We start from the raw sequence: 22,888 nt of genomic DNA on the forward strand, positions 1-22,888 counted from the left end.
ATTCACGCTTTCGAATGGTGGAGGATGGCATTGCCGGCCGCGTTCGGCACATAGGCGATGGCCTTGCCCGACAGCAGCAGCATGTGGCCCGTCGAGACGGCCACCACCTTGAGCACCGTGCCGGCTGCCAGCGACAGGCCTTGCGTGGCTTTCTGGCTCAGCTTGACGGAGGCCGTGGCGGCGGAAGATGCGCCCCTGGCCGCGCTTTTCAGCACCAGGACGCTGCCGTCGGCCACGTCTTCCACCTTGTCGATGACGACTTCACCGGCGGCGGCCAGCACCGACATGGAGCCGACCAGCACGATGGCCGAGGCCATGCTGGCGCTGTCGGAGGCGTTGGTGGTGTCGGAGTTGGCGGCCTGAACATGCAGAGTGGCGGCGCACAACACGGCGATGGCGAGCAGATGTTTCATGGAATAGTGGTTTTTCATGGCTGATTTACACTTTGGAGTGGTGCAGCAGGGCCTTGCCCAGTTCGTTCGGAATAAAGGCGATGGCCTTGCCGGAAAGAACCAGCATATGGCCGGTGGACAGCGCCACCACGTTGACCACCGTGCCGGCCGCCAGCGACAGGCCCTTGGCTGCTTGCGTGCTCATCTGGATGGAAGCGCCGCCCGCTTCGGACGCGCCTTTCAGCACGATGACGATGCCTTCGCCCACCGTTTCCACGCTGGCGACGACCACCTGGCCGGAAGCGACCAGCATCGACATGGAACCTGCGACGACGACGGCGGAGCCCTGGCTGAGGTTTTGCGAGCCTTTCGACAGGTTCTCCGAGGCGGCGGCATGGACCAGGCCGGGAGTGGCCACGGAGAACGTCAACAGCGACAGGGACAGGCAGAGGGGCAGCAAGCGTTTCATGTGTTTCTCCTTCAAGTGTGCCAAGTGGCAACGCCATCATTGTAGACTGAGGGTAATTGGTCAATGAAAACGCTACTCGTAGCGGGCAGGCATACCGCAGGTAGCGTATTGCGCTACTTTTTTACCGCTGGAACCGATGCAATTTTTATAAAGGAAGTGCATGCCGCAAACCCACGCCCTGATCGAGGCCTTGAAACGCCTGTTGAAAGCGCGCGCCGTCACCTATGCCGAGCTGGCCCAGCGTATCGGCGTGTCCGAAGCCAGCGTCAAGCGGATGTTTTCGCAAAAGCAATTTACCCTGCAGCGCCTGGACCAGATCCTGGTCGCTATCGGCAGCGATTTCCAGCAGCTGGCGCTGGCCGTGCAGACGGCGCAGGCCGCGCCCACCCTGATCACGGGGCTGACGTATGCGCAGGAAAAGGAAATCATCGATGACACCCGCTTGTTCGTGGTGGCCGTGTCCGCCCTGAACCTGTTGCCGCTGGAGCAGATCATCGCCATCTATGACATCAGCGAGGCGCAAGCCGTCAAATATTTGCTGCGCCTCGACAAGATCGGTTTCCTGGAACTGCTGCCGAATAACCGGGTCAAACTGCTGGTGGCGCGCACGTTTGCGTGGATACCGAATGGCCCGATTCATACCTATTTCAAAAAGGAAGCGTATGGCGATTATCTCAATTCGCAATTCGATGGTGAGACAGAATTGCTGCGCCTGGTGAACGTGATGCTGTCGAAAAAATCCACGGCGGCCTTGCTGGAGCGTTTGAAGCAAGTGGCGGTGGAGTTTTCGCAGCAGCACCAGGAAGACGCGCGCCTGCCTGGCGATGAGCGCCTGGCCATCAGCTTCATGCTGGCGGCGCGGCCGTGGATGCCGCAGACGTTCAAGGCGCTGCTGCGGCAGTAGCGATGGCGATGGCGATGTCGCGGCCAGGCTAGTGCTCGTGCTTGTCGGTACTGCCTTGTTCCTCTTTCATCTGCGACAGCAAGCGCCAGGCAAAAAAGCCCAGCACGGCCACGCCCAGCAGCAGTGCGGCCCATAGCGCGGTCAGGCGCCATGGCGCCCCGTCCTTTGTGACGGGGGTTGGCGCAGCCACGCCCCCGTTGGGTTTGAGCGGACCGGCGCTGGCAGTCTTGAGCGCCAGCAGCTCGTCCGCCCTGAAACCGGGCGCCACCTGCGCCAGCGGCTGCGCAACGGCGGCGGCGTTGCCGTTGCCGAATGCCAACTGATAGGGCGGCTTGCCGCTGGCCAGGAAGACGACGGTGGCGGGTGTCCAGCCCAGGCGCAAGGCGGGTGCATTGTCGGCGGAGAGCGGGTGTTCCGTGGATGTCTGCAGCACCCATTCGTTTGTTTGCGTCACGGGCATGGCCAGGTCGCCCGAGATCCTCTCTTTGCCATCGAGGCCGATGCGGTAAAACGTCGTGCTCAGCAGGGGATCGAAATATGCGCCTTGCGCGGGACGCGCCTGCTGGCGCAGGTGCAGCCGGTGCCGGGGAACATAGCTGTTCTGGCGATACACGCCCAGGGTTACAGGCAGTACCGTATTGGTCTGCGTCAATTGCAGGGCGATGCTGTCGGCGGGCATGGCGAGAGGCGTGGCATAGCGCCATTCATTTGCCTGCTTGCCGGGCGTGCCTTGCAGCACGACGGTGGCGCGCGGCGCGGCGATGTCCGTTTCGCTGACGGCTTGCGCCGTAATCGCCGTAAAGGCCAGCGGTTCCCCCGCTTGCCAGCTCAGGCGCGCGTAGCGAAAAGCGCGCGGCGCAAAGGCGATGCTGTCGTTGGCCAGGGTTTGCGTGTCGTTGTTGCTGAGCCAATTCAGGGTGGTGGTGCCGATGGCGTCCCATTGCTTCAGGTCATCGCTCACTTCCAGCAGCACTTGCGCACTGTAATTGTCCGTGCGGGCCGGTGGCGTGAAACGCAAGGCGGCGATGCGCTTGTCTTGCGTTTGCTTGCCCAGGTCGAGGATCAGTGCTTGCAGCGACGCCGTGGCCGCTGCCGTGCCAGCCCGCGCGCTGACCGACAGCAGCCGGCCATCGTCGGCCGTGCGGATGTCGATGCCTTGCAAGCCGTCGCCAGTTGCCGGCGCGCCCGTCACGGGGAAAATGCGGGCGGGAATGTTCGTGCGCTGCGTGGCCGATTGCGCGGGCGGCGCGCCGATGGCATAGGCCAGGCGCTTGCCGTCGGCATCGAACAGGCGCAGGTCGGCCAGGCTGGCCGAGCTGGCGTGCAGGTAAACTTCCCTGGGCAATGTCAGCTGCACGATGCCGGCGCCGGCCGGCGACAAGATGGGCATGTTCCAGGCATAGTCCTGTGGCCGGTCCTGGCCAGGCGCGGCCAGCGCGGCGCCTGCCACCAGCAGGCTGCAGCAGATCAATGAGGCTTTCATGCGACTCCTTGTTGCGGTTCGGCTGGCGCTGGCGCGGCAGCCTTGGGGAAGGGCGCCAGGTAGCCGATCAAGACCATCAGCAAGCCGACACCGACAAACGAGATGATGCGTTCGATGCCGCCCACGTTCGACAGGTCGATCAGGAACAGTTTCAGCACGACCAGCCCCAGCAGCACGGCGCCCATGCTCCATTGCTGGCGCCGCTGCTGGCGCGCCGCGTGGCGCATCAGCAGCAGGGCCGTGACGCTCCACACCAGCGACAGCATGGCTTGCACAAACTGCGAGGCCAGCATGGCGTCAAAGGTGTACGGCACGCCCAGATAGTGCGAGACCGTGCGCAGCAGCATCAGGTTGAACCAGCCATATACGCAGCAGGCGGCCACGGCCGGCAAGCGCGCTTGCCACAGGGCGGGCAGCGGGAGCTGGCCGGCCGGGAACAAACGGTAGCTGGCGATGGCCAGCAGGATGGCAAAGCCCGTGCTCAAGTCCAGCGGATTGAGCAGTGGCAAATAGGGCAGCGGTGCCATGGCGCCGTCGTCGACAATATTCCATGCAGCAATCAGCAGCAGCGACCACAGCGCGCCCAGCGGTATCAGGGTGCCCTGGTACCACGCGGTAATCGGCGCCACCGGCCAGGCGCCCGCGCGGCAGCGGCGGATCAGCCAGGCCAGTGCCAGCATCATGGCCCAGGCTGGCAAGTAGCGGGCCCAGGCGGGGCTGACGCTGCCTTCGTGGCCAGCCAACCAGGCGTTGACGTGCATGGCACCCACGGGCCACAGCATCAGCCATGGCGCGGCCGTGCGCAGCGTATGCAAGAGCCGCAGCGCCCGCACGTCGAGTTGCCAGCCCGCTTGCGGCCAGGCCAGCAGCAGGTATTCGCCGGCCGCCAGGGCACAGGCCAGGGCCAGCCAGCTCAAGCCCGTCGGCAGGTAATCGCGCAGGTACAGCGCCAGCAGCAGGTTGGTGCTCCACAGGCCCAGGCCGAGCCAGGCAGCCACGCTGAACCAGCGTAACTGCGGCCACTCCAGGCGCCGCGCCAGGATGGCGAACACGGGCGCCGTGACGCATACGGCAATCAGATACAGCGCCAGCCAGTGCTCGCCCGCATGCGGCTGCATGGCGAGGTCGCCGTCGATCAGGCGCAGCAGCCAGCTGACGAGCGGCACGAGGATGGCGGCAAACCACAGCAAGCCGCTCCAGACCAGCAGGGGCCGTGCGACCAGGGCCAGCAGTTCGTCGCCGCCGCGCGCGCGCAGCGCCAGGAAACGGGCGCTGGCAAAGGCGGCGGCGCCCAGCAGCAGGGCGCTGAGGAAGGAACCGTGGAACAGGTTGGCCGGATGCTGATCCCAGACCCAGCTGGCGCGGCTCAGCATGACCATACCGGCCAGTACCTGCACGGCCAGCAGCAGGGCGCGCGGCGCATGCCATTGTTCGCGCCGCGCCAGCGCCGCCAGCAAGGCGGCCACGCCCAGGGCGCTGACGGTGAGCAGGTTCAGTTGCGTGGCAGCATCCGTGCGCAGCAGGATTTCATTCCACACGCCACCCAGCAGCCAGGCCGTGGCGGCCGTCAGGAAGAGCACGGACAGGCTGCGCATGAATTCCGGATGCAGGTGGCTGGCATGGCGGCGGAAATTGTAGGCCATCACCAGCGCGGCGGCGGCCAGCAGCAGGCAGCCGAGCCAGAGGTTGGCCTGCATGGCCCTAGCCGCATCAAGTCCCTGCAGGATGAACAGGAAGGAAATCCATGCGCCCGCCTGCACCAGCAGGCCGAAGGCCCAGGCCAGCGTCTGGCGCTGGCGCAAGCCGACCCAGACGATGCCCGCGCCTTCCAGCGCCCAGGCGGCCGACGTCCAGCGGCCGTCGAGGGCGAACGGGATGGCCAAGGTGCCAAACACGATGCCCAGCGCGAGGAAGGCTTCGGCCAGCAGGCGGAAGCCAACGCGGCGCCAGAGCGCCACGGCCAGGCCCGTGTAGGTCAAGCCGGCGACGAGCGCGGAAAATGCCAGGCCGAAGTCAAAGCGCCAGACCAGGCTGTATTGCAGGCCCATGGCCGCCAGCGGCGTGCCGAACACGAGAGTGCCATCCACGTAGTGCTTGAGGCGCGGCGCCTGGCGCGCGCAGTAGGCAATCGCGATGCCGATATAGAACAGCACGAACAGGATCAAAAACAGCTGCGTCGACAGGTAGTGCTCGGGCGTATAGCGCAGCAGGCCCCAGGTGGTGGCGACGACGAAGGTGAAGCCAAAGCTCAGTACATTCAGCACGCGCCAGGCGCGTTTCAGGGCGATGGCGAAGACGCCCGCGTTGAGCAGCGCGTAATAGCTGAACAGGCCGATATGGTTGCCGCTGCCCGTCGACACGAGCAGGGGCACGGCAAAACCGCCGACGATGCCGAAGACGGCCAGCCAGACGGCGTTTTGCAGCACGGCCAGCAAACACGTGAACGCCGTCAGCACGAACAGCACGGCAAACGCCAGGCCCGCCGGGATCAGTTCATACAGGCGGAAGGCGCCAAACGTCACCAGCATCAATATCGCCAGCGCCGTGCCCTGCAGCGGCAGGCTGATGCCAGGGCGTTGGAGCCGGATGCGCCAGGCCCAGGCCAGCAGCGCGATGTCGGCCAGCGCGATGCCGGCCAGACGCAGCTCGATGGGCACGGTGACCTGTGCCGACACGTATTTGAGCAGGAAGCTGACGCCGAGGAAGAGGATCAGCAAGCCCAGCTTGGCAACCAGGTTGCCGGTAAATAACCAGTTCTTCGCCTTGGCAACGAGGCCGTCCGGGTGGGCGATCCAGGATGGGGTGTTGGGGGTGGCAGGGGCGGGCTTGGAGGGAGCCGTTGGCGCTGGTTTCGGTGGCAAGGGTGCGGCAGGTGCGGGGACTGCAGCCGGCGCGACCTGCGCCAGCTCGGCCACCTTGATCGCGGCCGCTTGCGGCACGGGTGTGGGCGGCGGCAAGGGTGTCGGCACTGCCACTGGCGCCGCGCTATCGGGTACGGCGGGTGCAATGGGCACGACGGGCGTGGCCGGCGCTTCGGCCTGGCCTTCCAGTGCTCGCAGGCGCTGCCCGATGGCGTCGACTTCCTTGCGCAGGCGCGCCGTCAGCAATTCCAGATCGGCAACTTTCCTGCGGTGCTGCAGCACCAGCACGAAGGCGGTGATCAGCAAGCCAAATATGATCAGCGATATCAATCCAAACATGGGGGCAGCTTTCGGGGATGGTCAGGGCGAAGGCGCCCGATGTATGCGCACATTACCTTATTATCAAGAAACAGGCGATTTTTGTTGTGCCGGGGGAAAGTAGTAAAGTGCGAGGCCAGCATGGCGCAGTGCGGCATTTTCCGTATTGATACCAAGCAAGATGACGACATTCAGATTGTCGTGCGCAAGATAGTGCTGTATTTTAGCAATTCCTTAATTGCCAGTTCCCCATGCCATGAGTCAAAGCAGCCAGTTTTCCTTATTGTCGCAGCGCCGTTTCGGGCCCTTTTTCTGGACCCAGTTCTTTGGCGCCTTCAACGACAATCTGTTCAAGACGGCGCTGATGGTGATCCTCGCCTATGACGCGCTGAGCTGGACCACGCTCGACCCGTCCACCATCACCAACCTGATCCCCGGCCTGTTCATCCTGCCGTATGTCGTGTTTTCGGCCACGGCGGGCCAGCTGGCCGACAAGTTTGAAAAGGCGGGCCTGGCGCGTTTCGTCAAATGGATGGAACTGGCCATCATGGCCGTGGCCGCCGCAGGCTGGATGACGCATACCCTGTGGCTGCTGGTAGCGGCCGTGGTGGGCATGGGCGTGCATTCGACCCTGTTCGGCCCCGTCAAGTATGCGTATCTGCCGCAGCAGCTGAAACGCGAGGAGTTGGTCGGCGGTAATGGCTTGATCGAGATGGGCACCTTTGTCGGCATTTTATTGGGCGAAATCCTCGGTGCCGTCTTGATCGTGCACAAGCCGCTCGGCGTGGAACTGGTGGCCGGCGCGACGATTGCCGTGGCCATTTTCGGGCTGATCGCCAGCTACCGCGTGCCGCGCACGCCCGCGCCCGAGCCGGACTTGAAGGTGAGCCTGAACTTTATCGCCGAATCGTTCCGCAACCTGAATTTTTCACGCAAGAACCGTCCCGTCTTCCTGGCCATGCTGGGCAATTCCTGGTTCTGGTTTTACGGCGCCCTGATCCTGGCGCAGTTCCCCGTGTACTCGAAGGATTTCCTGCATGGCGACCACAGCGTCTTCGTGCTGCTGCTGACGGTGTTTTCCGTCGGCATCGGCACCGGCTCCTTGCTGTGCGAACGCTTGTCTGGCCACAAGATCGAGATCGGCCTGGTGCCGTTCGGCTCCATCGGCCTGTCGCTGTTCGGCATCGACCTGTATTTCGCCAGCAATGCGTATGTGAATACGCAAGTGGTCGACGCGCTGGCTTTTGTGGGCCAGGCGGGCGTGCCGCGCATTTTGCTCGACATCGTCATGATCGGCGTGTTTGGCGGCTTCTTCATCGTGCCCCTGTTCGCCCTGATCCAGACGCGCTGCGACCCGAAACACATTTCACGCACGATTGCCGGCATGAATATCCTGAATGCCCTGTTCATGGTGGCGGCGGCCGGCGTGGCCATCGTGCTGCTGGGCCAAGGTTTTACGATTCCGCAACTGTTCCTCGTCACGGCCATCCTGAATGCGCTGGTGGCGGCCTACATCTTCTCGCTGGTGCCGGAATTTCTCATGCGCTTCCTGGCGTGGATACTCATCCAGACCGTGCACCGCGTCAAAGTCGTCGATGGCGAGCGCATCCCGACGGAAGGGGCGGCGGTGCTGGTGTGCAATCACGTCAGCTATGTGGACGCCATCGTCATCATGGCGGCCAGCCCGCGCCCGATCCGCTTCGTCATGGACCACCGCATCTTCAAGATGCCGCTGATGGGCTGGATCTTCCGCACCGCCAAGGCGATACCCATCGCGCCGGCCAAGGAAGATCCGTTCCTCATGGAAAAGGCCTTCATCGACATTGCGCAAGCGCTGCACCAGGGGGAACTGGTGTGCATCTTCCCCGAAGGCAAGCTGACGCGCACGGGCCAGATCAGCGAATTCAAGGGCGGCATCGCCAAGATCGTCGAACGCAGCAAGGTGCCCGTGATTCCGCTGGCGCTGCGCGGCTTGTGGGGCCATCTGCTGAGCCACCGCAATGGCCATTTGTTCGAGCGCGCCTTCAAGGCGGGCTTGCGCTCGCGTCTGTCGCTGGCCGTGGGCATGCCCGTGGCGCCCGAGGCCGCCACGCCGGAGTTGCTGCAGCAAAAGGTGCAGGAATTGCGCGGCAAGTGGAAATAAACCTCATTCCTCTCGCGTAGCGGCGCCCGTGCGCCGCGCCAGGTGCGCGTGCAGCAGGGCGGCGATGGCGGCGAAGTCCACCGGCTTCGTCAGGTGGTGGTCGAAACCGGCTTGCTCCGTGCGTGCGCGCGCTTCGCCCTGGCCCCATCCCGTCAGGGCGATCAGCAGCACGTCGCGCCCTTGCGCGCGCTGGCGGATCTGGCGCGCCGCTGCGTAGCCATCCATGTCCGGCATGCCCAGATCCATCACGATCAGTTGCGGCCAGGCCATGTCGACCGCTGCCAGCGCCTGCGCGCCGCCATACGCGACCTTGGCGGCATAGCCCTCCAGCTGGAACAGGCTTTGCAAGGTATCGGCCGCATCGCGGTTGTCGTCCACTACCAGCACTTGCAGCGGCTGGTGTGCGCTGGCGGGCGACTCGCTGCCGGTGGCGGCCTGCGTGGCGGCCGGGATGTCGCTGGCGCTGGCCGGCAAGGTGACGATGAAGCGGCTGCCACGGCCGGGGCCGTCGCTGCGGGCGTCGATGCTGCCACCGTGCAGCTCGGCAAATTGGCGCGCCAGGCTCAGGCCAATGCCCAGGCCGCTGGTCATTTCTCCCGCCACCGTGCGTCCCTGTTCGAACATGGAAAAGATGCGTGCGATGGCGTCCGGCTCGATGCCGATGCCATTGTCTTCGATGACCACTTGCAACTGGTCTTGCGCCTGGTGTGCCGTGATGTGGATGTGGCCGCCGTCCGGCGTGAACTTCACGGCATTTGAGACGATGTTGGCAAAGATTTGTACCACCCTGGCGTAGTCGGCGTGCAAGGTCACGGCATGTGGCGGCAGATCGCGGGTGATGCGGATGTGCCGCTTGCTGGCTGCGGGCTGGCACAGCTCGCTCACATGGTTGAGCACTTGCTGTAGCTCAAAGTCCTTGCGTTGCAGCAACACCTTGCCGCTGGTGATGCGCGCCACGTCGAGCAGGTCATCCACCAGCCGCGTCAGGTGCGTCACCTGGCGCTCGATCACGTCGCTCACCTTGCCGACCTGCTCGGAGGCAGGGAACAGGTGCTTGAGCAGGGCCACGGAGGATTTGATGGGCGCCAGCGGGTTGCGCAGTTCATGCCCGAGGCTGGCAAGAAATTCATCCTTGCGCCGCTGCGTCTCGCGCACCTGGTACTGGCGCTGGCGCGCGCGCAGCATGGCGTGCGCCGACGTGATCAGGGTCAATATGTGCACGGGGCGTTCCAGCAGGGTCAGATTGCCAAGGGTGGCAATGGCTTGCCGCAAGGGCAGGGAATCGAGCCCCGCGTGCGTCAGCAGGATGATGGGCAAGTCGGACCAGTCCGGCTGCTGCCGGGCATACGCGTCGAGCACGGAGTAGACGCCTGCTTGCAGCGCTTCGTCCACCGTCAGCACGCCGCCGGCGCCCAGCGCCAGCTGCTCGGCCAGTTCGCCGAGCGAGCGGCAGGCATGGCTGGCGATGGCGCTGCCCGCCAATACGCTGCCGGCCAGGGCGGCATCCTGGCCGGCAGGCGCGTAGATCAGGATGCGCTGCTCCATGGCGTTTCCTAGGGCAAGGGCGTGCCGCCGATGGTGGGCAAGCCCGACAGGATGCCGTGAAAGCCGGCCAGGGCCGGGCCGATGCGGATGCCCTGCGTGCTGATTTCGAAGCGGCGGATGCTGCGTTCGTGCGCACTGCCGCGTTTCTTGAAGACGGAAATGGCTTGCCGCACCTCGCCTTCCGTTTCGTAATAGCGCAGCATGATGACGCCGTCGGCCAGGTAGCTGGCGTCGGCCGAGGTGGTCATCGCGGTGCCCAGCATGTTTTGCTGCACGCCGACGAGCAGGGTGGCCACGCCGCGCTGGCCCAGGTAATTGAGCAGTTCATGCAGATAGGTGCTCTGGAAGCGTTCGTCGGGCACCGCATGCATGTAGCCGTTCAGGCTATCGATGACGATCACGCGGGCGCCCTGTTCCGCCGCGTCGACCACGGCCTGGGCAAATTCTCCCGGTGTCAGCTCGGCCGGATCGATCTGCTGTGCGCGCAGCAAGCCTGTATCGAGCGCCGCCTGCAGGCGCATGCCCACGTTGTCGGCCCGGTTCAGCAGCTTGCTGCGCGCTTCTTCGAACAGGAACATGGCGCACGGTTCGCCGCGGGCCGTGGCCGCGTGCACGAATTGCGCCGCCAGAGTGGACTTGCCGCTGCCGGCGGGGCCGGAAATGAGGGTGCTCATGCCTTCTTCCAGGCCGCCGCCTGTCATGGCGTCGAGTTCGGGCACGCCGCTCGACAGGCGCCGATGGTCGCCATCGCGCCGCGTGTCGGCCGCCACCAGGCGCGGATAGACGACCAGGCCGTCACGGGCGATCTTGTAGTCGTGCGTGCCGCTGCGAAACGGCACGCCCCGGTATTTCACCACCCGCACGCGGCGCCGGTCATTGCCATACGCCTGGTTTTGCCGCTCCAGCGAGATCACGCAATGGGCCACGCTACGCACCTGCAAGCCGTCGTCGAGCGCGGAACGGTCGTCGATCAGCAGGGTAGTGCAGTGCCGGCTGGCCAGGTAGTGCTTCAACGCCAGCACCTGGCGCCGGTAGCGCAGGGGGTTTTCCGCCAGTAGCTGCAGTTCGGACAGCGAATCGAGCACCAGGCGCGCCGGGCGGTGCTTGTCGATGGCGGCCAGGATGCGCTGGTTGGTCGCGGCCAGCTCGATTTCGGACGGATGGAAGATGGTGTACTGGCGCTCCGGGTCGAGCATGTCGTCGCTGGGCGCCACCTCTTCGATGGCGATGCCGGCCAGGTCCCAGCCGTGCGACAGCGCCGCGCCGCGCAGCTCGATCTCGGATTCGGCCAGGGCGAGATACAGCACGGGTACGCCAATGCGCGCCCCTTCGGCCAGAAATTGCAGCGCCAGGGTGGTCTTGCCTGTGCCGGGTTCGCCTTCGACCAGGTACAGGCGCTCGGCCAGCAAGCCGCCCGTGAGTACGGTGTCGAGGCCGGGAACGCCCGTCGACAACAGTGGCGGCGCGTCCGGGCCGCTCGCGCCCCCGTGTTGCGCCGTTCCTTGCGCTCCTTGCACCTGCCCTTGCGCCTGTGCTGTCATCATCGCGCCCCCGCTGTGCCACGCCGTGGACAGGATAGTAGCGCGAATGCCTACGCATGTCTTTTCGATACCATTGGTAAATATTCATGGCGCTGGGCGTGGCCGTGCAGGGACGTGTTGCGCACATGATCGCCGCTTCAGCAAAAAACGGATTACCCTGCTACAGTATTCATTCAATCCACCTTTTCCGCCGTGCCGTTTTGGCCACCGCCCGCCAGGGTCCTGCTCCACTTTGCTGGTGTGCCGCCGCTGTTGCTGTCCTCATTTTATTGCCTCATTGATAATTAAATTCGTTTGATAGTTGCTTTGTTTCAATTGTAACGATGCTTGACGATTTTAGAATGATCGTTCATTCTTTGATCTGCGTTAATAAATTTAGTCATTTCTAACGACACTAGCCAGCTTCTTTTTCAGAAAGTCCAAGATGCAACCAACCTTTTCATTGACGTCGCCGCGTACGAGCGGCGCTATTGCCGTTCTGTGCGCCACTGTAATCATGGCCGGCTGCGGTAAAAAACAGGAAGCACCTCACGCGCAGCAAGCGCCACAGGTGGTCGTGTTTACTGTTAATCCGGCCGCGTTGCCGATGAGCGCCGAATTGCCCGGCCGTACGAATGCCTACCAGGTCGCCGATGTGCGCCCGCAAGTCGGCGGTTTGATCCAGAAGCGCCTGTTTGTCGAGGGTAGCGATGTGAAAGCGGGCACGGCCCTGTACCAGATCGATTCGGCCACCTACCAGGCGGCCACCAATTCGGCCAAGGCCGCGCTGTCGAAAGCCAAGGCCAACTTGCTGACGGCCGGTCCGAAAGCCTCGCGCTACAAGGAACTGGTTGCCATCGAAGGCGTGAGTCGCCAGGAATACGATGATGCCATCGCTGCGTTCGAGCAAGCCAAAGCAGACGTCGAGTCCGCCACTGCGGCGCTGGAATCGGCCAACATCAACCTGCGCTACAGCACCGTGACGGCACCGATCAGCGGCCGCACCAGCCGCTCGTCCGTGACGGCCGGCGCGCTGGTGACGGCAGGCCAGGCCGAAGCGCTGACCTCGGTGCAGCAACTCGACCCGATGTATGTCGACGTGACCCAGTCGAGCACCGACTTGCTGCGCCTGAAACGCCAGATGGCTGACGGCTCGCTGAAGAAAGTGGGCGAAGGCCAGGCCAAGGTCGACCTGATCCTGCCGGACGGCAGCAAGTACAGCGAATCGGGCAAGTTGCAGTTCGCCGGCGTGACGGTCGATCCGACCACCGGCAACGTGATCTTGCGCGCGCTGTTCCCGAACCCGAAAGGCGAATTGCTGCCAGGCATGTACGTGCGTGCGCAACTGGAAACGGGCGTCGATGAAAAAGCCATCACCGTGCCGCAAGTGGGCGTGACGCGCAACCAGAAGGGCCAGGCAACCGCCTTGATCCTGAACAAGGAAAACAAGGTCGAGCAGCGCGTGCTGACCACCAGCGGCACCGTCGGCACCAACTGGCTGGTGACGTCCGGCCTGGCCGCGGGCGACCGCGTGATCGTGGAAGGCTTGCAAAAAGTCAAGCCAGGCGCGCCGGCCGTCGCCGTGCCGGCCAAGGCCGAAGCTGCTCCTGCGCCCGCCGCCGCTTCTGCCGCCGCATCGGCTGCCAGCGCCCACTAATTCAGGAGAATATTAATGGCCCGTTTTTTCATTGACCGCCCGATTTTTGCCTGGGTGGTCGCGATCGTCATCATGCTTGCCGGCGTGATTTCGATCCTCAGCCTGCCGATCGCGCAGTACCCGAGCATCGCTCCGCCGTCGATTTCGATCAGCGGCTCCTACCCTGGCGCCTCCGCCAAGACCGTGGAAGATGCTGTCACCCAGGTCATCGAACAAAAGATGAAGGGTATCGACGGCTTGCGCTACATGGCCTCGTCGAGCGATGCCACTGGCGGCATCAGCATCACGCTGACGTTTAGCAGCGGCACCAATCCCGACATCGCCCAGGTGCAGGTACAGAACAAGCTGCAACTGGCCACGCCACTGCTGCCGACGGCTGTCACGCAGCAAGGCCTGGTCGTGTCGAAAGCGACGAAGAACTTCCTGATGGTGTTCGGCTTCATTTCCGAAAACGGCAAGATGGATCAGACCGACTTGAGCGACTATGTCGCCGCCAACGTCGTCGATCCGCTCAGCCGTGTTGCCGGTGTGGGCGATGTGACACTGTTCGGTTCGCAATACGCCATGCGTATCTGGCTCGACCCGGCCAAGCTGCAAAGCTTCAACCTGACCCCGGCGGACGTGATCACGGCCGTGCAGGCGCAGAATGCCGAAGTGTCGGCCGGTGAACTGGGCGGCACGCCGTCCGTCAAGGGCCAGCAGCTGAACGCCACCGTGTCGGCGCAAAGCCGCTTGCAAACGGTGGAGCAGTTCGGCGCCATCTTGCTGAAAACCACGACCAACGGTGCCATGGTGTACCTGAAGGACGTGGCCAGCATGGAACTGGGCCGTGAGAACTACAACACCGTGGCCCGCTACAACGGCCATGCGGCCACCGGCGTGGCGATCAAGCTGGCGACGGGCGCCAACGCGCTCGATACGGCCAATGCGGCGAAAGCCATGCTGGGCAACCTGAGCAAGCAATTCCCTGAAGGCATGAGCTATCAGGTGGCGTTCGATACCACCCCGTTCGTGAAACTGTCGATCGAGGAAGTGGTCAAGACGCTGGTCGAAGCGGTCATCCTGGTCTTCCTGGTGATGTATCTGTTCCTGCAAAACTTCCGCGCCACCCTGATCCCGACCATGGCCGTGCCGGTCGTGCTGCTCGGTACCTTCGGCATCCTGAACGCATTCGGCTATTCGATCAATACGCTGACCATGTTCGCCATGGTGCTGGCCATCGGTCTGCTGGTCGATGATGCCATCGTGGTGGTGGAAAACGTCGAGCGCGTGATGAGCGAAGAGGGCTTGTCGCCGCTGGAAGCGACGCGCAAGTCCATGACGCAGATCACGGGCGCGCTGGTCGGTATCGCCATGGTGCTGTCGGCCGTGTTCGTGCCGATGGCCTTCTTTGGCGGTTCGACGGGCGTGATTTACCGCCAGTTCTCGATCACGATTGTCTCGTCGATGGTGCTCTCCGTCATCGTCGCGCTGGTATTTACGCCAGCCTTGTGCGCCACCCTGCTGAAACCGGTCGAGAAGGGCCATCACGCCAGCAACAAGGGTTTCTTCGGCTGGTTCAACCGCAGCTTCGACAGCAGCAGCAACAAGTACCAGAGCCTGGTTGGCAGCATGATTCGTCACCGCGGCCGTTCGATGCTGTTGTATGTCATCTTGCTGGCCGGCCTGGTATTCGTCTTCATGCGCCTGCCGACCTCCTTCCTGCCGGAAGAAGACCAGGGCATCCTGTTTACGCAGATTCAATTGCCGACGGGCGCCACGCAAGAGCGCACCCTGAAAGTGATCGAACAGGTCGAAGACCACTTCATGAACAGCGAGAAAGACAACGTCGCTTCCGTGTTTGCCGTCGCCGGTTTCAGCTTCGGCGGTAACGGCCAGAACACGGGTATCGCCTTCGTGCGCCTGAAAGACTGGTCGCTGCGCAAGGACGTGGCGCAAAAAGCGCCGGCCGTGGCCGGTCGCGCCATGGGCAAGCTGTTGCAGATCAAGGATGCGATGGTGTTTACGTTCGCCCCGCCTGCCGTGCTGGAACTGGGTAACGCCACCGGTTTCGACATGCAGTTGCAAGATATCGGCGGTGTCGGCCATGACGCCCTGATGGCGGCGCGTAATCAGTTGCTGGGCATGGCGTCGCAGAATCCGGCCATGGTGGGCGTGCGCCCGAACGGCCAGGAAGATACGCCGCAGTACAAGATCGACATCGACCAGCAGAAAGCCACCGCACTGGGCTTGCAGCTCTCGGAAATCAACCGCGTGCTGAGCGTGGGCTGGGGTAGTTCGTATGTCAACGACTTCCTCGACCGTGGTCGCGTGAAGAAAGTGTTCATGCAAGGCAATGCCGAATCGCGCATGTTGCCGGAAGACTTGAACAAGTGGTTCGTGCGCAACACGGCTGGTCAGATGGTACCGTTCTCGGCCTTTGCCACCGGCAAATGGATTTACGCGTCGCCACGCCTGGAACGCTACAACGGCTTGCCGTCGGTAGAGATCCTCGGTACGCCGGCGCCGGGCCAGAGCACGGGCGCGGCCATGAATGCGATGGAAGAAATGGTCGCCAAGCTGCCGCCTGGCATCGGTTTCAGCTGGACCGGCGTCTCGCTGGAAGAGCGCGAATCCGGTTCGCAGACGCCGCAGCTGTACGCGCTGTCGCTGCTGATCGTGTTCCTGTGCCTGGCCGCGCTGTATGAAAGCTGGTCGATTCCATTCTCCGTGCTGCTGGTGGTACCGCTGGGCGTGATCGGCGCCGTGCTCGGTACGTGGATGTTCGGCCTGTCGAATGACGTGTACTTCCAGGTGGGCTTGCTCACGGTGGTAGGCCTGTCGGCGAAGAATGCGATTCTGATCGTCGAGTTTGCCAAGGAAATGCAGGAATCGGGCATGTCGCTGCTGGACGCGACCTTGCATGCGGTGCGTCTGCGTCTGCGTCCGATTCTGATGACCTCGATTGCCTTCGGCCTGGGCGTGTTGCCACTGGCCATCTCCAGCGGCGCCGGTTCCGGCAGCCAGAACGCCATCGGTATCGGCGTGCTGGGCGGTATGTTGACGGCCACCTTCCTCGGTATCTTCTTCGTGCCGGTGTTCTTCGTGCTGGTGCGCGGCTTCTTCTCGAAGCCGGACGCGCCCGCCACGCCGGCGACGCCTGGCTCGCCAGCCGTCACGCTTTCCAAGGATGCACATTAATATGAAAAAATCACTACTCTCCATGGCGGCACTGGCCTTGCTGGCCGGTTGCAGCCTGGCTCCCACGTACGAGCGTCCGGCAGCGCCGGCGCCCACGGCGTGGCCGACCGGTCCTTCCTACAAGGCCGACACGGCCGCCGCCGACGCCAAGCCGGTGGCGGACGTCGCCTGGCGCGAGTTCTTTGCCGATGCGCGTCTGCGCCAGGTACTGGAACTGGCGCTGGCCAACAACCGCGACCTGCGCGTCTCGATCCTCAACATCGAGAAGGCGCGCGCCACGTATGGCATCGAACGCGCCGCGCTGATCCCGACCCTGTCGGCGTCGGGCGGCCAGACGGCCAGCCGTGTGCCGAAGAACGCCAGCGCCAACGGCGAAGCGTCCATCAATCGCCAGTACACGGCGAACCTGGGCGTCTCGGCCTACGAGCTGGATTTCTTCGGCCGCGTGCGCAGCCTGTCCGACAGCGCGCTGGAGCAATACCTGGGCACGGAAGAAGCCCGCCGTGCACAGCAGATCAGCCTGGTGGCCGAAGTGGCCAGCACGTATCTGAACCTGGTGGCCGACCAGCAGCGCCTGCGCGTGGCGCAAGACACGTTGAAGAGCCAGCAGTCGTCGTATGACCTGGCCGTGCGCCGCTTCAGTGCTGGCGCGACTTCCGGCCTGGACAAGTACGATGCCCAGACCAGCGTCGAGTCGGCCCGTTCCGACGTGGCTGTCTTCACGAGCCAGGTGGCGCTGGATCAAAACGCGCTGGTCCTGCTGGTGGGCGGCCCCGTGCCGGCCGACTTGCTGCCGCCAGCCGAGTTCGGCACCGTGACGGCGCTGACGGACATCCCGTCCGGCGTGCCGTCGGACGTGCTGCAACGCCGTCCCGACGTGCTGGCGGCCGAGCGCACCTTGCGCGCGGCCAACGCCAACATCGGCGCGGCGCGCGCGGCCTTCTTCCCGCGCATTTCGCTGACGGCCACGGCCGGTTCGCTGAGCGACAACCTGTCCGGCCTGTTCAAGGCGGGCAGCGGCACGTGGAGTTTCATTCCGCAGATCAGCTTGCCGATCTTCGATGGCGGCGTGAACCGCGCCAACCTCGATATCGCCAAGGTGCAGCGCGAAATCTCCGTGGCGCAATACGAAAAGGCGATCCAGGTCGCCTTCCGTGAAGTGTCCGATGCGCTGGCCCAGCGCGGCACCATCGACGAGCGCCTGCAATCGCAGGTCTCGCTGGTCGAGGCGTCGACGAAGAGCTACACCATCCACGATGCGCGCTACAAGCAGGGCGCCGAGTCCTACCTGAACGCCCTGGTGGCCCAGCGCGCGCTGTACACGGCGCAGCAAAGCCTGATCACGGCGCGCCTGGCCAAATCGACCAATCTGGTGACCTTGTACAAGGTGCTGGGCGGCGGTTGGCAACCTGAGCAGACAGCCGTCGCGGCGGCTGGCAGCGTCCAATAATCACGGGGACGCCGACGCCGGCCTTGCCCTTGTCCGCAGGGGCAGGGCCGGCGCGCTACTGGAAAATCATGAACCAAGTTGAAAAGAAGCATCCGGATCCCGAGCGCGCCAACACGCGGCGCAAGCAGGTGCTCGATGCGGCCGAAAGCTGTTTCAGCCGCCGCGGCTTCCACGGCGCCAGCATGGCCGAGATCTCCAAGGCGGCCGGCATGAGCGCGGGCCACATCTATAATTATTTTGACAGCAAGGATGCGATCATCGCCGCCTTCGTCCTGAAGAACATGGAGCGGGTCACCAACCTGATGCAGGACCTGGCGCAGCGCGAAGACCCGCTGCAGGCCGTGGTCGATAATGCTGGCGAGCATGTGCTGGAAAGCCTGGACCCGAAAACCTGGGTGATGCCGCTGGAAATTTTTGCCGAAGCGTCGCGCAATCCCGTTATTGCTGAAATGTTGCACTGTGCGGACGTGCGCTCGCGCAAGCTGTTTCTCTCCATCATCCGGGATGCGCGCATCAAGCGCGGCTTGCCGGCTGACGCAGAGATGCTGGAAGGGCGGCTCAATACCATGATCGCCATGTACCAGGGCTTGCCCGTGCGGGCGGTGCACAATCCGGACATGAAGGTCGAACCCTTGATCGCCGGTTTCCGCATCGTCCTGACGGCATTGCTGCTGGGCGAGTAGAACGCTGTGCCCCCAGGCTGAAAAAAAACTTTACGCAGTTCGCTATGAATCATGCGCAAAGCATGGCAAAAACCTAAAAGCCTCTGCTATAATTCTCACCTCGTCGGGGCGTAGCGCAGCCTGGTAGCGTACATGCATGGGGTGCATGGGGTCGGAAGTTCGAATCTTCCCGTCCCGACCATTAGATTCAAGGAGTTACGGCGCAAGCTGTATAGAAACCCAGTACTGTATATTATACGTTTGTATAATATCGGTGCTGGGTTTTTTTGTTGGGCCGGAGTTTTCACGGAAGAGTTCGGTAACAAAAAACCCCGCACTATGACGGGGTTTTTGTTGCTTGGCGGCATTACGATTAAGCAGCAGCCCTCATTGGCGCTTCTCCCTCATGCTCTGCCAACACCTGCTGGCATGCTGCCTCCTTGGCGGCTTTTTCATTCGCAAGTTGTACTGCAATACGCTTGTATTCCGACTCTGCAAAGCGTCGCAGCGCTTCACGCATCAGCGGCTGGTAGCCCATGCCGTGCTGCTTAGCAATAAACTTAAAATCTTCAATCAGTTCTTTCTTCAGGCGAATCGAAATGGCCTGAAGCCCCTGTGCTTCATCCATTTGTTGCTCAAGTTCTTTTGGGGCTCGCTTAGCATGTGCTGGGTCGCGACCAAGTGCACCAGACTCCCAATTCTCTACACTACCTTCAATTTTGACGGGGGCGTTCATCATTTTCTCCATGTTGCTAATTTCATTTTCCTTCATTTTCATAGGTGTCGATATCTCCGGCACCTGGCTCGAAAGCTGATTTGAGGAAATATTTACCGTCACGGTAAACATAAATAATTTTGAGTAATCTACCTTTGTTTGTTTCTGCGATGAACCACAGCGAAGGTGGATCCGACTTGTGGTCTTCGCGATCATCAATTAAGTTTACGCCACATTTATTGTCGAAGCATTGATCCACCTCTTCGGGCGTTACGTCATGCTTAGCGTCTAATTTTTGATCAATGCGCGGTGTAATGACTATGATCCGCATCCTGTCCCCTTTGTATATACAAAATATAAGGCCGCACAGTATAAATTGCAATGTAGTTATCAACAGAAAACGGTGACAATTTTGTGTAAACTTGTAAAAAACTGTGGATAACTAGCATTTTTCGCTATTTTTTGTACTTTCCGAATCTGTCTCACCGCAGCGCAAGACCTGAACTTGCTGCGAAAGTATGCAGCGGACTGAGATCATAGCGTATATACGCGGTCTTTGCTGATCTTGGCGTTTTAGATCCATGGTAAGGCCATCGAAATCTCGGAAACATCCGCACTCACTTCCTTGATGTAGATTCCGTGGTCTTGCCTGACGTGTGCTCCAAGCGCTTTTGAATGTCGCTGCGGTTCTCGCCGCGCTGTGCCGCATCCGTGGCCGCCAGGGCCCGGATATCGCGCAATACCACATCATCCTTCATGCCAATGTGCTCCTTTGCGCGCTCCCTCATTGAACCAAGGCCGGAGCGCCCGAGCGCTTCGATCAGACGATCCTGCCGGCCTTCCACCAGCTTGATTCCGGCGAAAAATCTATGATGTGCTGCTGGCATTAAACTCTGATCTGCGTTGGCTAAATGAAACATTTCCGGACGCACGTCTTCGTCAAAGTGATCTGCCCCGTCAACTCCACATGCTTCCGCCAGCCCAAGGATTGATTGGTATTGATGTAACGACACCGTCACATTTGAATGCCACCATGCACCTTTTCAGAATGGTGTGCCTACCTTGCCGATTCGCTCCGTCCTCCTGCCATGGCCCTTGCAGCACCGTTGCGGGCGTGTGTACAGCGGCGCGTTGAGCTGTAGCGCGATGGCGCTCTTCTGGGTACTGGGTGGGCTTATCGGCTCAGCGGCAGACGCCCTTGGCGCCTCTCCGGATCTGCCGCTTGCGGGCGTTGCACGTGTCAATCCCGTTACTGACGCGGCTACGCCTGCGATTGCTTTCAACATTCCGGCGCAGCCGCTGAATGCGGCACTGAACCAGTATGCGGACACCACCGGACAACCAGCGTTGTTTCCCAGCGATCTCGTGCATGCCCGTACCTCCACGCCGGTACACGGCCTTTACTCGGCCGAAGGCGCATTGCGCATCCTGCTGCAAGGTACGGGGCTGATGGCGGACAAGCGCAGTTCTGGCCTGGGCCAGACATTCATTCTGAAAGAGGCCGGCATGGCAGCGGCAGCGCCGGCATCCGCAGTGGCTCGCCATGGCTTGGCCGAGCTGTTCCGTGAGGATGGGTACGCCGGACTGGTCCAGATGCGTATCTGGCAAGCGCTGTGCTCGGATGCGCGTACCCGGCCGGGAAACTATACTTCCTTGCTGCAGTTTTACCTGGAGCCGGATGGCCGCATCGGTGCCGTCCGACTTCTCGGCAGCAGCGGCGATGCCCGCCGCGATGCCGCGTTGCTGCACACGCTGCGCACCGTGCACATCGGCCGCCTGCCGCCAGCGGCGATCACGCGGCAGCGCTTGACCATGCTGGTTGCTCCGAATGCCCAGGATGTCGGGCCGCAGTGCGAGCGGCAACAGGGGGCGGGCTAGCCATGTCCGAAAGCACGCAGCTCTTCTTGCTGAACTACCTGGGCAAGCACTACACATCCATCAAGCAGCGCCTGACGCGCAAGCTGGGCAATGCGGAGGATGCCGGCGATGCGCTGCACGACACCTGGCTGCGGCTGAAGGGCAGCGAGGCCCACGGGCCGATCCAGAACCCGGGGGCCTACCTGTCCCGCATGGCGATCAACATTGCGGTGGATGTCCAGCGCCGGCACAGCCGCCTGCTGTCAGGCGATAATATCGATGCATTGCTGGAGGAAATGGTGGATCCGGCGCCCGGGCCGGCCCGGACCGCCGAGATACGCTCGGACCTCGATGGCTTGTTCCAGCTTCTTGATCGCATGCCCGAGCGCCGCCGGGCCATCGCGCTGCTCGTGCATGCGGAAGGCGTGACGCAAAAAGAGGCCGCACAACGGCTGGGCGTGTCGCTGCGGACGGTCGAGTACGAATTGAAGCGCGTGCATGAACGCCTTGATGCGTATCTGGCGGCGGAGCATAAATAATGCGGGTTTTCCGGGACGCCATTCGTCATCCAGTATGAGAGAGCAAAAAATACATGTACGCAACACGCGGCAGCCTGCCGGTTTCCTGCTTTACGGCCGAGTCTGGCCGCTGGATATGACACGATGAAGACGCCGCCGCCCAAGAACAGCAGTCACGCCACTTCGCCCTCCGGGCTGGAAGCCCAGGCGTGGGACTGGTTGCGCCTGCTCACTTCAGGCGACGCGCGCGAAGTCGATGCACAGCAGTTCAGGCGCTGGGTCAAAGCGAGTCCCTTGCATCAAGCCGCATACAACGATGTGAAGCGCCGCTGGGATGCGATTGAGGCCCCGGCCCGCGAGTTGCTGCGCGTTAAGCCGGAAGCGGCGACGCTGGGTGCGTGCCGTCCTCGCCTGGTGCCGGGTGGACGGCGGGCTTTCCTCGGTGCTGCCATCAGTGCGGCGGCGGTCGCTGGCGTGGCCGTGCTTCATCCGCCCCTTGGCTTGTGGCCGGCGCCGGATGAGTGGAATGCAGATGACCGCACCGCCACCGGTGAGCGGCGCACGCTGGCGCTGTCCGCCGGTGTCGATGTCATGCTGAACACGCGAACCAGTGTTCGCCGCCAGACCGATGGCGGCAAATTGGTCGGCCTGGATCTGATCACGGGCGAGGCCGCCATCGATTTGACAGGCGGCGGGGCTTTTGCGGTGGTGGCCGGCGTTGGCCGCAGCCTGCTCGAATCCGGCCGGCTCGAAGTACGTCATCTGAATGGCAAGGTCTGTGTCACCTGTATCGAAGGCAGCGTCCGCGTGCAACATCCTGCAGGCGCGCGTCAGCTCCATGCCCGCCAGCAAATGGTTTACGGCGCCAGTTCGGTGGGCGACATCGCCAGCATCGACCCGAAAACAGTGTCGGCCTGGCGTCAAGGGATGCTGGTGTTTGACCAGGCCCCTCTGGCCGAGGTGCTCGACGAAATCAATCGTTACCGCTCCGGTCGCGTGGTGCTGATGAACGATGCCGTGCGCAACAAGCCGGTCAGCGGGCGCTTTTTCACGGCGTCGCTGGATCTGGCACTGTGGCAGTTGCAGGAGTCGTTTCAGCTGCACGCCCGGCCGCTGCCGGCGGGCTTGTTGCTCTTGAGCTGAGCGCCATTCTTCATCGCCTGGCATGGCGGCTCCGTGCGACCTTGCACAGGGTATGTCGGGGGCTGCGAAAA

General features: G+C 62.8%; 18 protein-coding genes and 1 tRNA gene. 10 read left to right on the forward strand and 9 right to left on the reverse strand.

The features are described from left to right. Positions 1 to 2: 2 nt before the first annotated feature. Both CLU93_RS19160 and CLU93_RS19165 read right to left on the reverse strand, forming a co-directional pair. Positions 3 to 413, reverse strand: a complete 411-nt coding sequence (locus CLU93_RS19160) for a hypothetical protein (protein ID WP_099762901.1) — start codon at positions 411 to 413, stop codon at positions 3 to 5. 25 nt (positions 414 to 438) lie between these two features. After that, the gene (locus CLU93_RS19165; protein WP_099762902.1) at positions 439 to 861 is read right to left on the reverse strand and encodes a hypothetical protein; all 423 of its coding nucleotides are present in this window, start codon (positions 859 to 861) and stop codon (positions 439 to 441) included. Positions 862 to 1,021: 160 nt separating this feature from the next. On the opposite strand from CLU93_RS19165, the gene CLU93_RS19170 reads away from it, so the two are divergent. Beyond that, positions 1,022 to 1,765, forward strand: a complete 744-nt coding sequence (locus CLU93_RS19170; RefSeq protein ID WP_257225018.1) for a helix-turn-helix domain-containing protein — start codon at positions 1,022 to 1,024, stop codon at positions 1,763 to 1,765. A 28-nt stretch (positions 1,766 to 1,793) separates the two neighbouring features. On the opposite strand, the gene CLU93_RS19175 is transcribed toward CLU93_RS19170, so the two are convergent. Together CLU93_RS19175 and CLU93_RS19180 are read right to left on the reverse strand one after the other, a co-directional pair. Further along, complete coding sequence (locus CLU93_RS19175) at positions 1,794 to 3,248, reverse strand: DUF3999 domain-containing protein (protein WP_099762903.1); 1,455 nt, start codon at positions 3,246 to 3,248, stop codon at positions 1,794 to 1,796. Next, entirely contained in the window at positions 3,245 to 6,448 is a 3,204-nt protein-coding gene (locus tag CLU93_RS19180; RefSeq protein WP_099762904.1) for a DUF2339 domain-containing protein, read from the reverse strand. The genes CLU93_RS19175 and CLU93_RS19180 overlap by 4 nt, the downstream gene beginning before the upstream one ends. 235 nt (positions 6,449 to 6,683) lie before the next feature. On the opposite strand from CLU93_RS19180, the gene CLU93_RS19185 reads away from it, so the two are divergent. After that, a complete protein-coding gene (locus tag CLU93_RS19185) occupies positions 6,684 to 8,570 on the forward strand; it encodes an MFS transporter (RefSeq protein ID WP_099762905.1) in 1,887 nt (628 codons plus the stop codon). A 3-nt stretch (positions 8,571 to 8,573) separates the two neighbouring features. Here CLU93_RS19185 and CLU93_RS19190 read toward each other — a convergent pair whose 3' ends face one another. After that, entirely contained in the window at positions 8,574 to 10,115 is a 1,542-nt protein-coding gene (locus CLU93_RS19190; RefSeq protein ID WP_099762906.1) for a hybrid sensor histidine kinase/response regulator, read from the reverse strand. An 8-nt stretch (positions 10,116 to 10,123) separates the two neighbouring features. Further along, entirely contained in the window at positions 10,124 to 11,656 is a 1,533-nt protein-coding gene (locus CLU93_RS19195; protein ID WP_099764484.1) for an ATPase domain-containing protein, read from the reverse strand. 424 nt (positions 11,657 to 12,080) lie between these two features. Between CLU93_RS19195 and CLU93_RS19200 the strand changes: the two genes are divergently transcribed. The 5 genes from CLU93_RS19200 to CLU93_RS19220 all read left to right on the forward strand — a co-directional run bounded on the left by CLU93_RS19200 (position 12,081) and on the right by CLU93_RS19220 (position 18,786). Further along, the gene (locus CLU93_RS19200; RefSeq protein WP_099762907.1) at positions 12,081 to 13,292 is read left to right on the forward strand and encodes an efflux RND transporter periplasmic adaptor subunit; all 1,212 of its coding nucleotides are present in this window, start codon (positions 12,081 to 12,083) and stop codon (positions 13,290 to 13,292) included. Positions 13,293 to 13,307: 15 nt separating this feature from the next. Next, positions 13,308 to 16,472: an efflux RND transporter permease subunit gene (locus CLU93_RS19205; protein ID WP_099762908.1), complete on the forward strand. Its 3,165-nt coding sequence runs from the start codon at positions 13,308 to 13,310 to the stop codon at positions 16,470 to 16,472. A 1-nt stretch (position 16,473) separates the two neighbouring features. Then, complete coding sequence (adeC, locus tag CLU93_RS19210) at positions 16,474 to 17,922, forward strand: AdeC/AdeK/OprM family multidrug efflux complex outer membrane factor (RefSeq protein ID WP_099762909.1); 1,449 nt, start codon at positions 16,474 to 16,476, stop codon at positions 17,920 to 17,922. 68 nt (positions 17,923 to 17,990) lie between these two features. After that, complete coding sequence (locus CLU93_RS19215) at positions 17,991 to 18,605, forward strand: TetR/AcrR family transcriptional regulator (RefSeq protein ID WP_099762910.1); 615 nt, start codon at positions 17,991 to 17,993, stop codon at positions 18,603 to 18,605. Between the two features lie 104 nt (positions 18,606 to 18,709). Beyond that, positions 18,710 to 18,786, forward strand: a tRNA-Pro gene (locus tag CLU93_RS19220). A gap of 171 nt (positions 18,787 to 18,957) precedes the next feature. Here the strand turns inward: CLU93_RS19220 and CLU93_RS19225 are convergent. The 3 genes from CLU93_RS19225 to CLU93_RS19235 all read right to left on the reverse strand — a co-directional run bounded on the left by CLU93_RS19225 (position 18,958) and on the right by CLU93_RS19235 (position 20,318). Continuing rightward, positions 18,958 to 19,362: a BrnA antitoxin family protein gene (locus CLU93_RS19225; RefSeq protein WP_257225020.1), complete on the reverse strand. Its 405-nt coding sequence runs from the start codon at positions 19,360 to 19,362 to the stop codon at positions 18,958 to 18,960. Continuing rightward, on the reverse strand, positions 19,343 to 19,630 hold the full coding sequence (locus CLU93_RS19230; protein ID WP_099764486.1) for an ADP-ribosyl-(dinitrogen reductase) hydrolase: 288 nt from the start codon (positions 19,628 to 19,630) through the stop codon (positions 19,343 to 19,345). The genes CLU93_RS19225 and CLU93_RS19230 overlap by 20 nt, the downstream gene beginning before the upstream one ends. 286 nt (positions 19,631 to 19,916) lie before the next feature. Continuing rightward, the gene (locus CLU93_RS19235; protein ID WP_143451771.1) at positions 19,917 to 20,318 is read right to left on the reverse strand and encodes a hypothetical protein; all 402 of its coding nucleotides are present in this window, start codon (positions 20,316 to 20,318) and stop codon (positions 19,917 to 19,919) included. Between the two features lie 127 nt (positions 20,319 to 20,445). Here CLU93_RS19235 and CLU93_RS19240 point away from each other — a divergent pair, with 127 nt between their 5' ends. The 3 genes from CLU93_RS19240 to CLU93_RS19250 all read left to right on the forward strand — a co-directional run bounded on the left by CLU93_RS19240 (position 20,446) and on the right by CLU93_RS19250 (position 22,817). Next, on the forward strand, positions 20,446 to 21,177 hold the full coding sequence (locus tag CLU93_RS19240; protein ID WP_143451772.1) for a TonB C-terminal domain-containing protein: 732 nt from the start codon (positions 20,446 to 20,448) through the stop codon (positions 21,175 to 21,177). A 2-nt stretch (positions 21,178 to 21,179) separates the two neighbouring features. Beyond that, positions 21,180 to 21,695 (forward strand): RNA polymerase sigma factor, encoded by a 516-nt coding sequence (locus CLU93_RS19245; protein WP_099762913.1) that lies wholly within the window; start codon positions 21,180 to 21,182, stop codon positions 21,693 to 21,695. A gap of 123 nt (positions 21,696 to 21,818) precedes the next feature. Next, entirely contained in the window at positions 21,819 to 22,817 is a 999-nt protein-coding gene (locus CLU93_RS19250; protein ID WP_099762914.1) for a FecR family protein, read from the forward strand. Positions 22,818 to 22,888 lie beyond the last annotated feature (71 nt).

The sequence above is a fragment of the Janthinobacterium sp. 35 genome, from assembly GCF_002754575.1.
GTDB classification, from domain to species: Bacteria; Pseudomonadota; Gammaproteobacteria; order Burkholderiales; family Burkholderiaceae_D; genus Janthinobacterium; species Janthinobacterium tructae.

Coding starts and splice junctions, on each gene's coding strand:
- CLU93_RS19185 (WP_099762905.1), top strand. CDS start 6,684: ATGAGTCAAAGCAGCCAGTTTTCCTTATTGTCGCAGCGCCGTTTCGGG.
- CLU93_RS19200 (WP_099762907.1), top strand. CDS start 12,081: ATGCAACCAACCTTTTCATTGACGTCGCCGCGTACGAGCGGCGCTATT.
- CLU93_RS19195 (WP_099764484.1), bottom strand. CDS start 11,656: ATGACAGCACAGGCGCAAGGGCAGGTGCAAGGAGCGCAAGGAACGGCG.
- CLU93_RS19225 (WP_257225020.1), bottom strand. CDS start 19,362: ATGAAAATGAAGGAAAATGAAATTAGCAACATGGAGAAAATGATGAAC.
- CLU93_RS19230 (WP_099764486.1), bottom strand. CDS start 19,630: ATGCGGATCATAGTCATTACACCGCGCATTGATCAAAAATTAGACGCT.
- CLU93_RS19215 (WP_099762910.1), top strand. CDS start 17,991: ATGAACCAAGTTGAAAAGAAGCATCCGGATCCCGAGCGCGCCAACACG.
- CLU93_RS19240 (WP_143451772.1), top strand. CDS start 20,446: ATGGCGCTCTTCTGGGTACTGGGTGGGCTTATCGGCTCAGCGGCAGAC.
- CLU93_RS19190 (WP_099762906.1), bottom strand. CDS start 10,115: ATGGAGCAGCGCATCCTGATCTACGCGCCTGCCGGCCAGGATGCCGCC.
- CLU93_RS19180 (WP_099762904.1), bottom strand. CDS start 6,448: ATGTTTGGATTGATATCGCTGATCATATTTGGCTTGCTGATCACCGCC.
- CLU93_RS19170 (WP_257225018.1), top strand. CDS start 1,022: ATGCCGCAAACCCACGCCCTGATCGAGGCCTTGAAACGCCTGTTGAAA.
- CLU93_RS19160 (WP_099762901.1), bottom strand. CDS start 413: ATGAAACATCTGCTCGCCATCGCCGTGTTGTGCGCCGCCACTCTGCAT.
- CLU93_RS19165 (WP_099762902.1), bottom strand. CDS start 861: ATGAAACGCTTGCTGCCCCTCTGCCTGTCCCTGTCGCTGTTGACGTTC.
- CLU93_RS19205 (WP_099762908.1), top strand. CDS start 13,308: ATGGCCCGTTTTTTCATTGACCGCCCGATTTTTGCCTGGGTGGTCGCG.
- adeC (WP_099762909.1), top strand. CDS start 16,474: ATGAAAAAATCACTACTCTCCATGGCGGCACTGGCCTTGCTGGCCGGT.
- CLU93_RS19245 (WP_099762913.1), top strand. CDS start 21,180: ATGTCCGAAAGCACGCAGCTCTTCTTGCTGAACTACCTGGGCAAGCAC.
- CLU93_RS19250 (WP_099762914.1), top strand. CDS start 21,819: ATGAAGACGCCGCCGCCCAAGAACAGCAGTCACGCCACTTCGCCCTCC.
- CLU93_RS19175 (WP_099762903.1), bottom strand. CDS start 3,248: ATGAAAGCCTCATTGATCTGCTGCAGCCTGCTGGTGGCAGGCGCCGCG.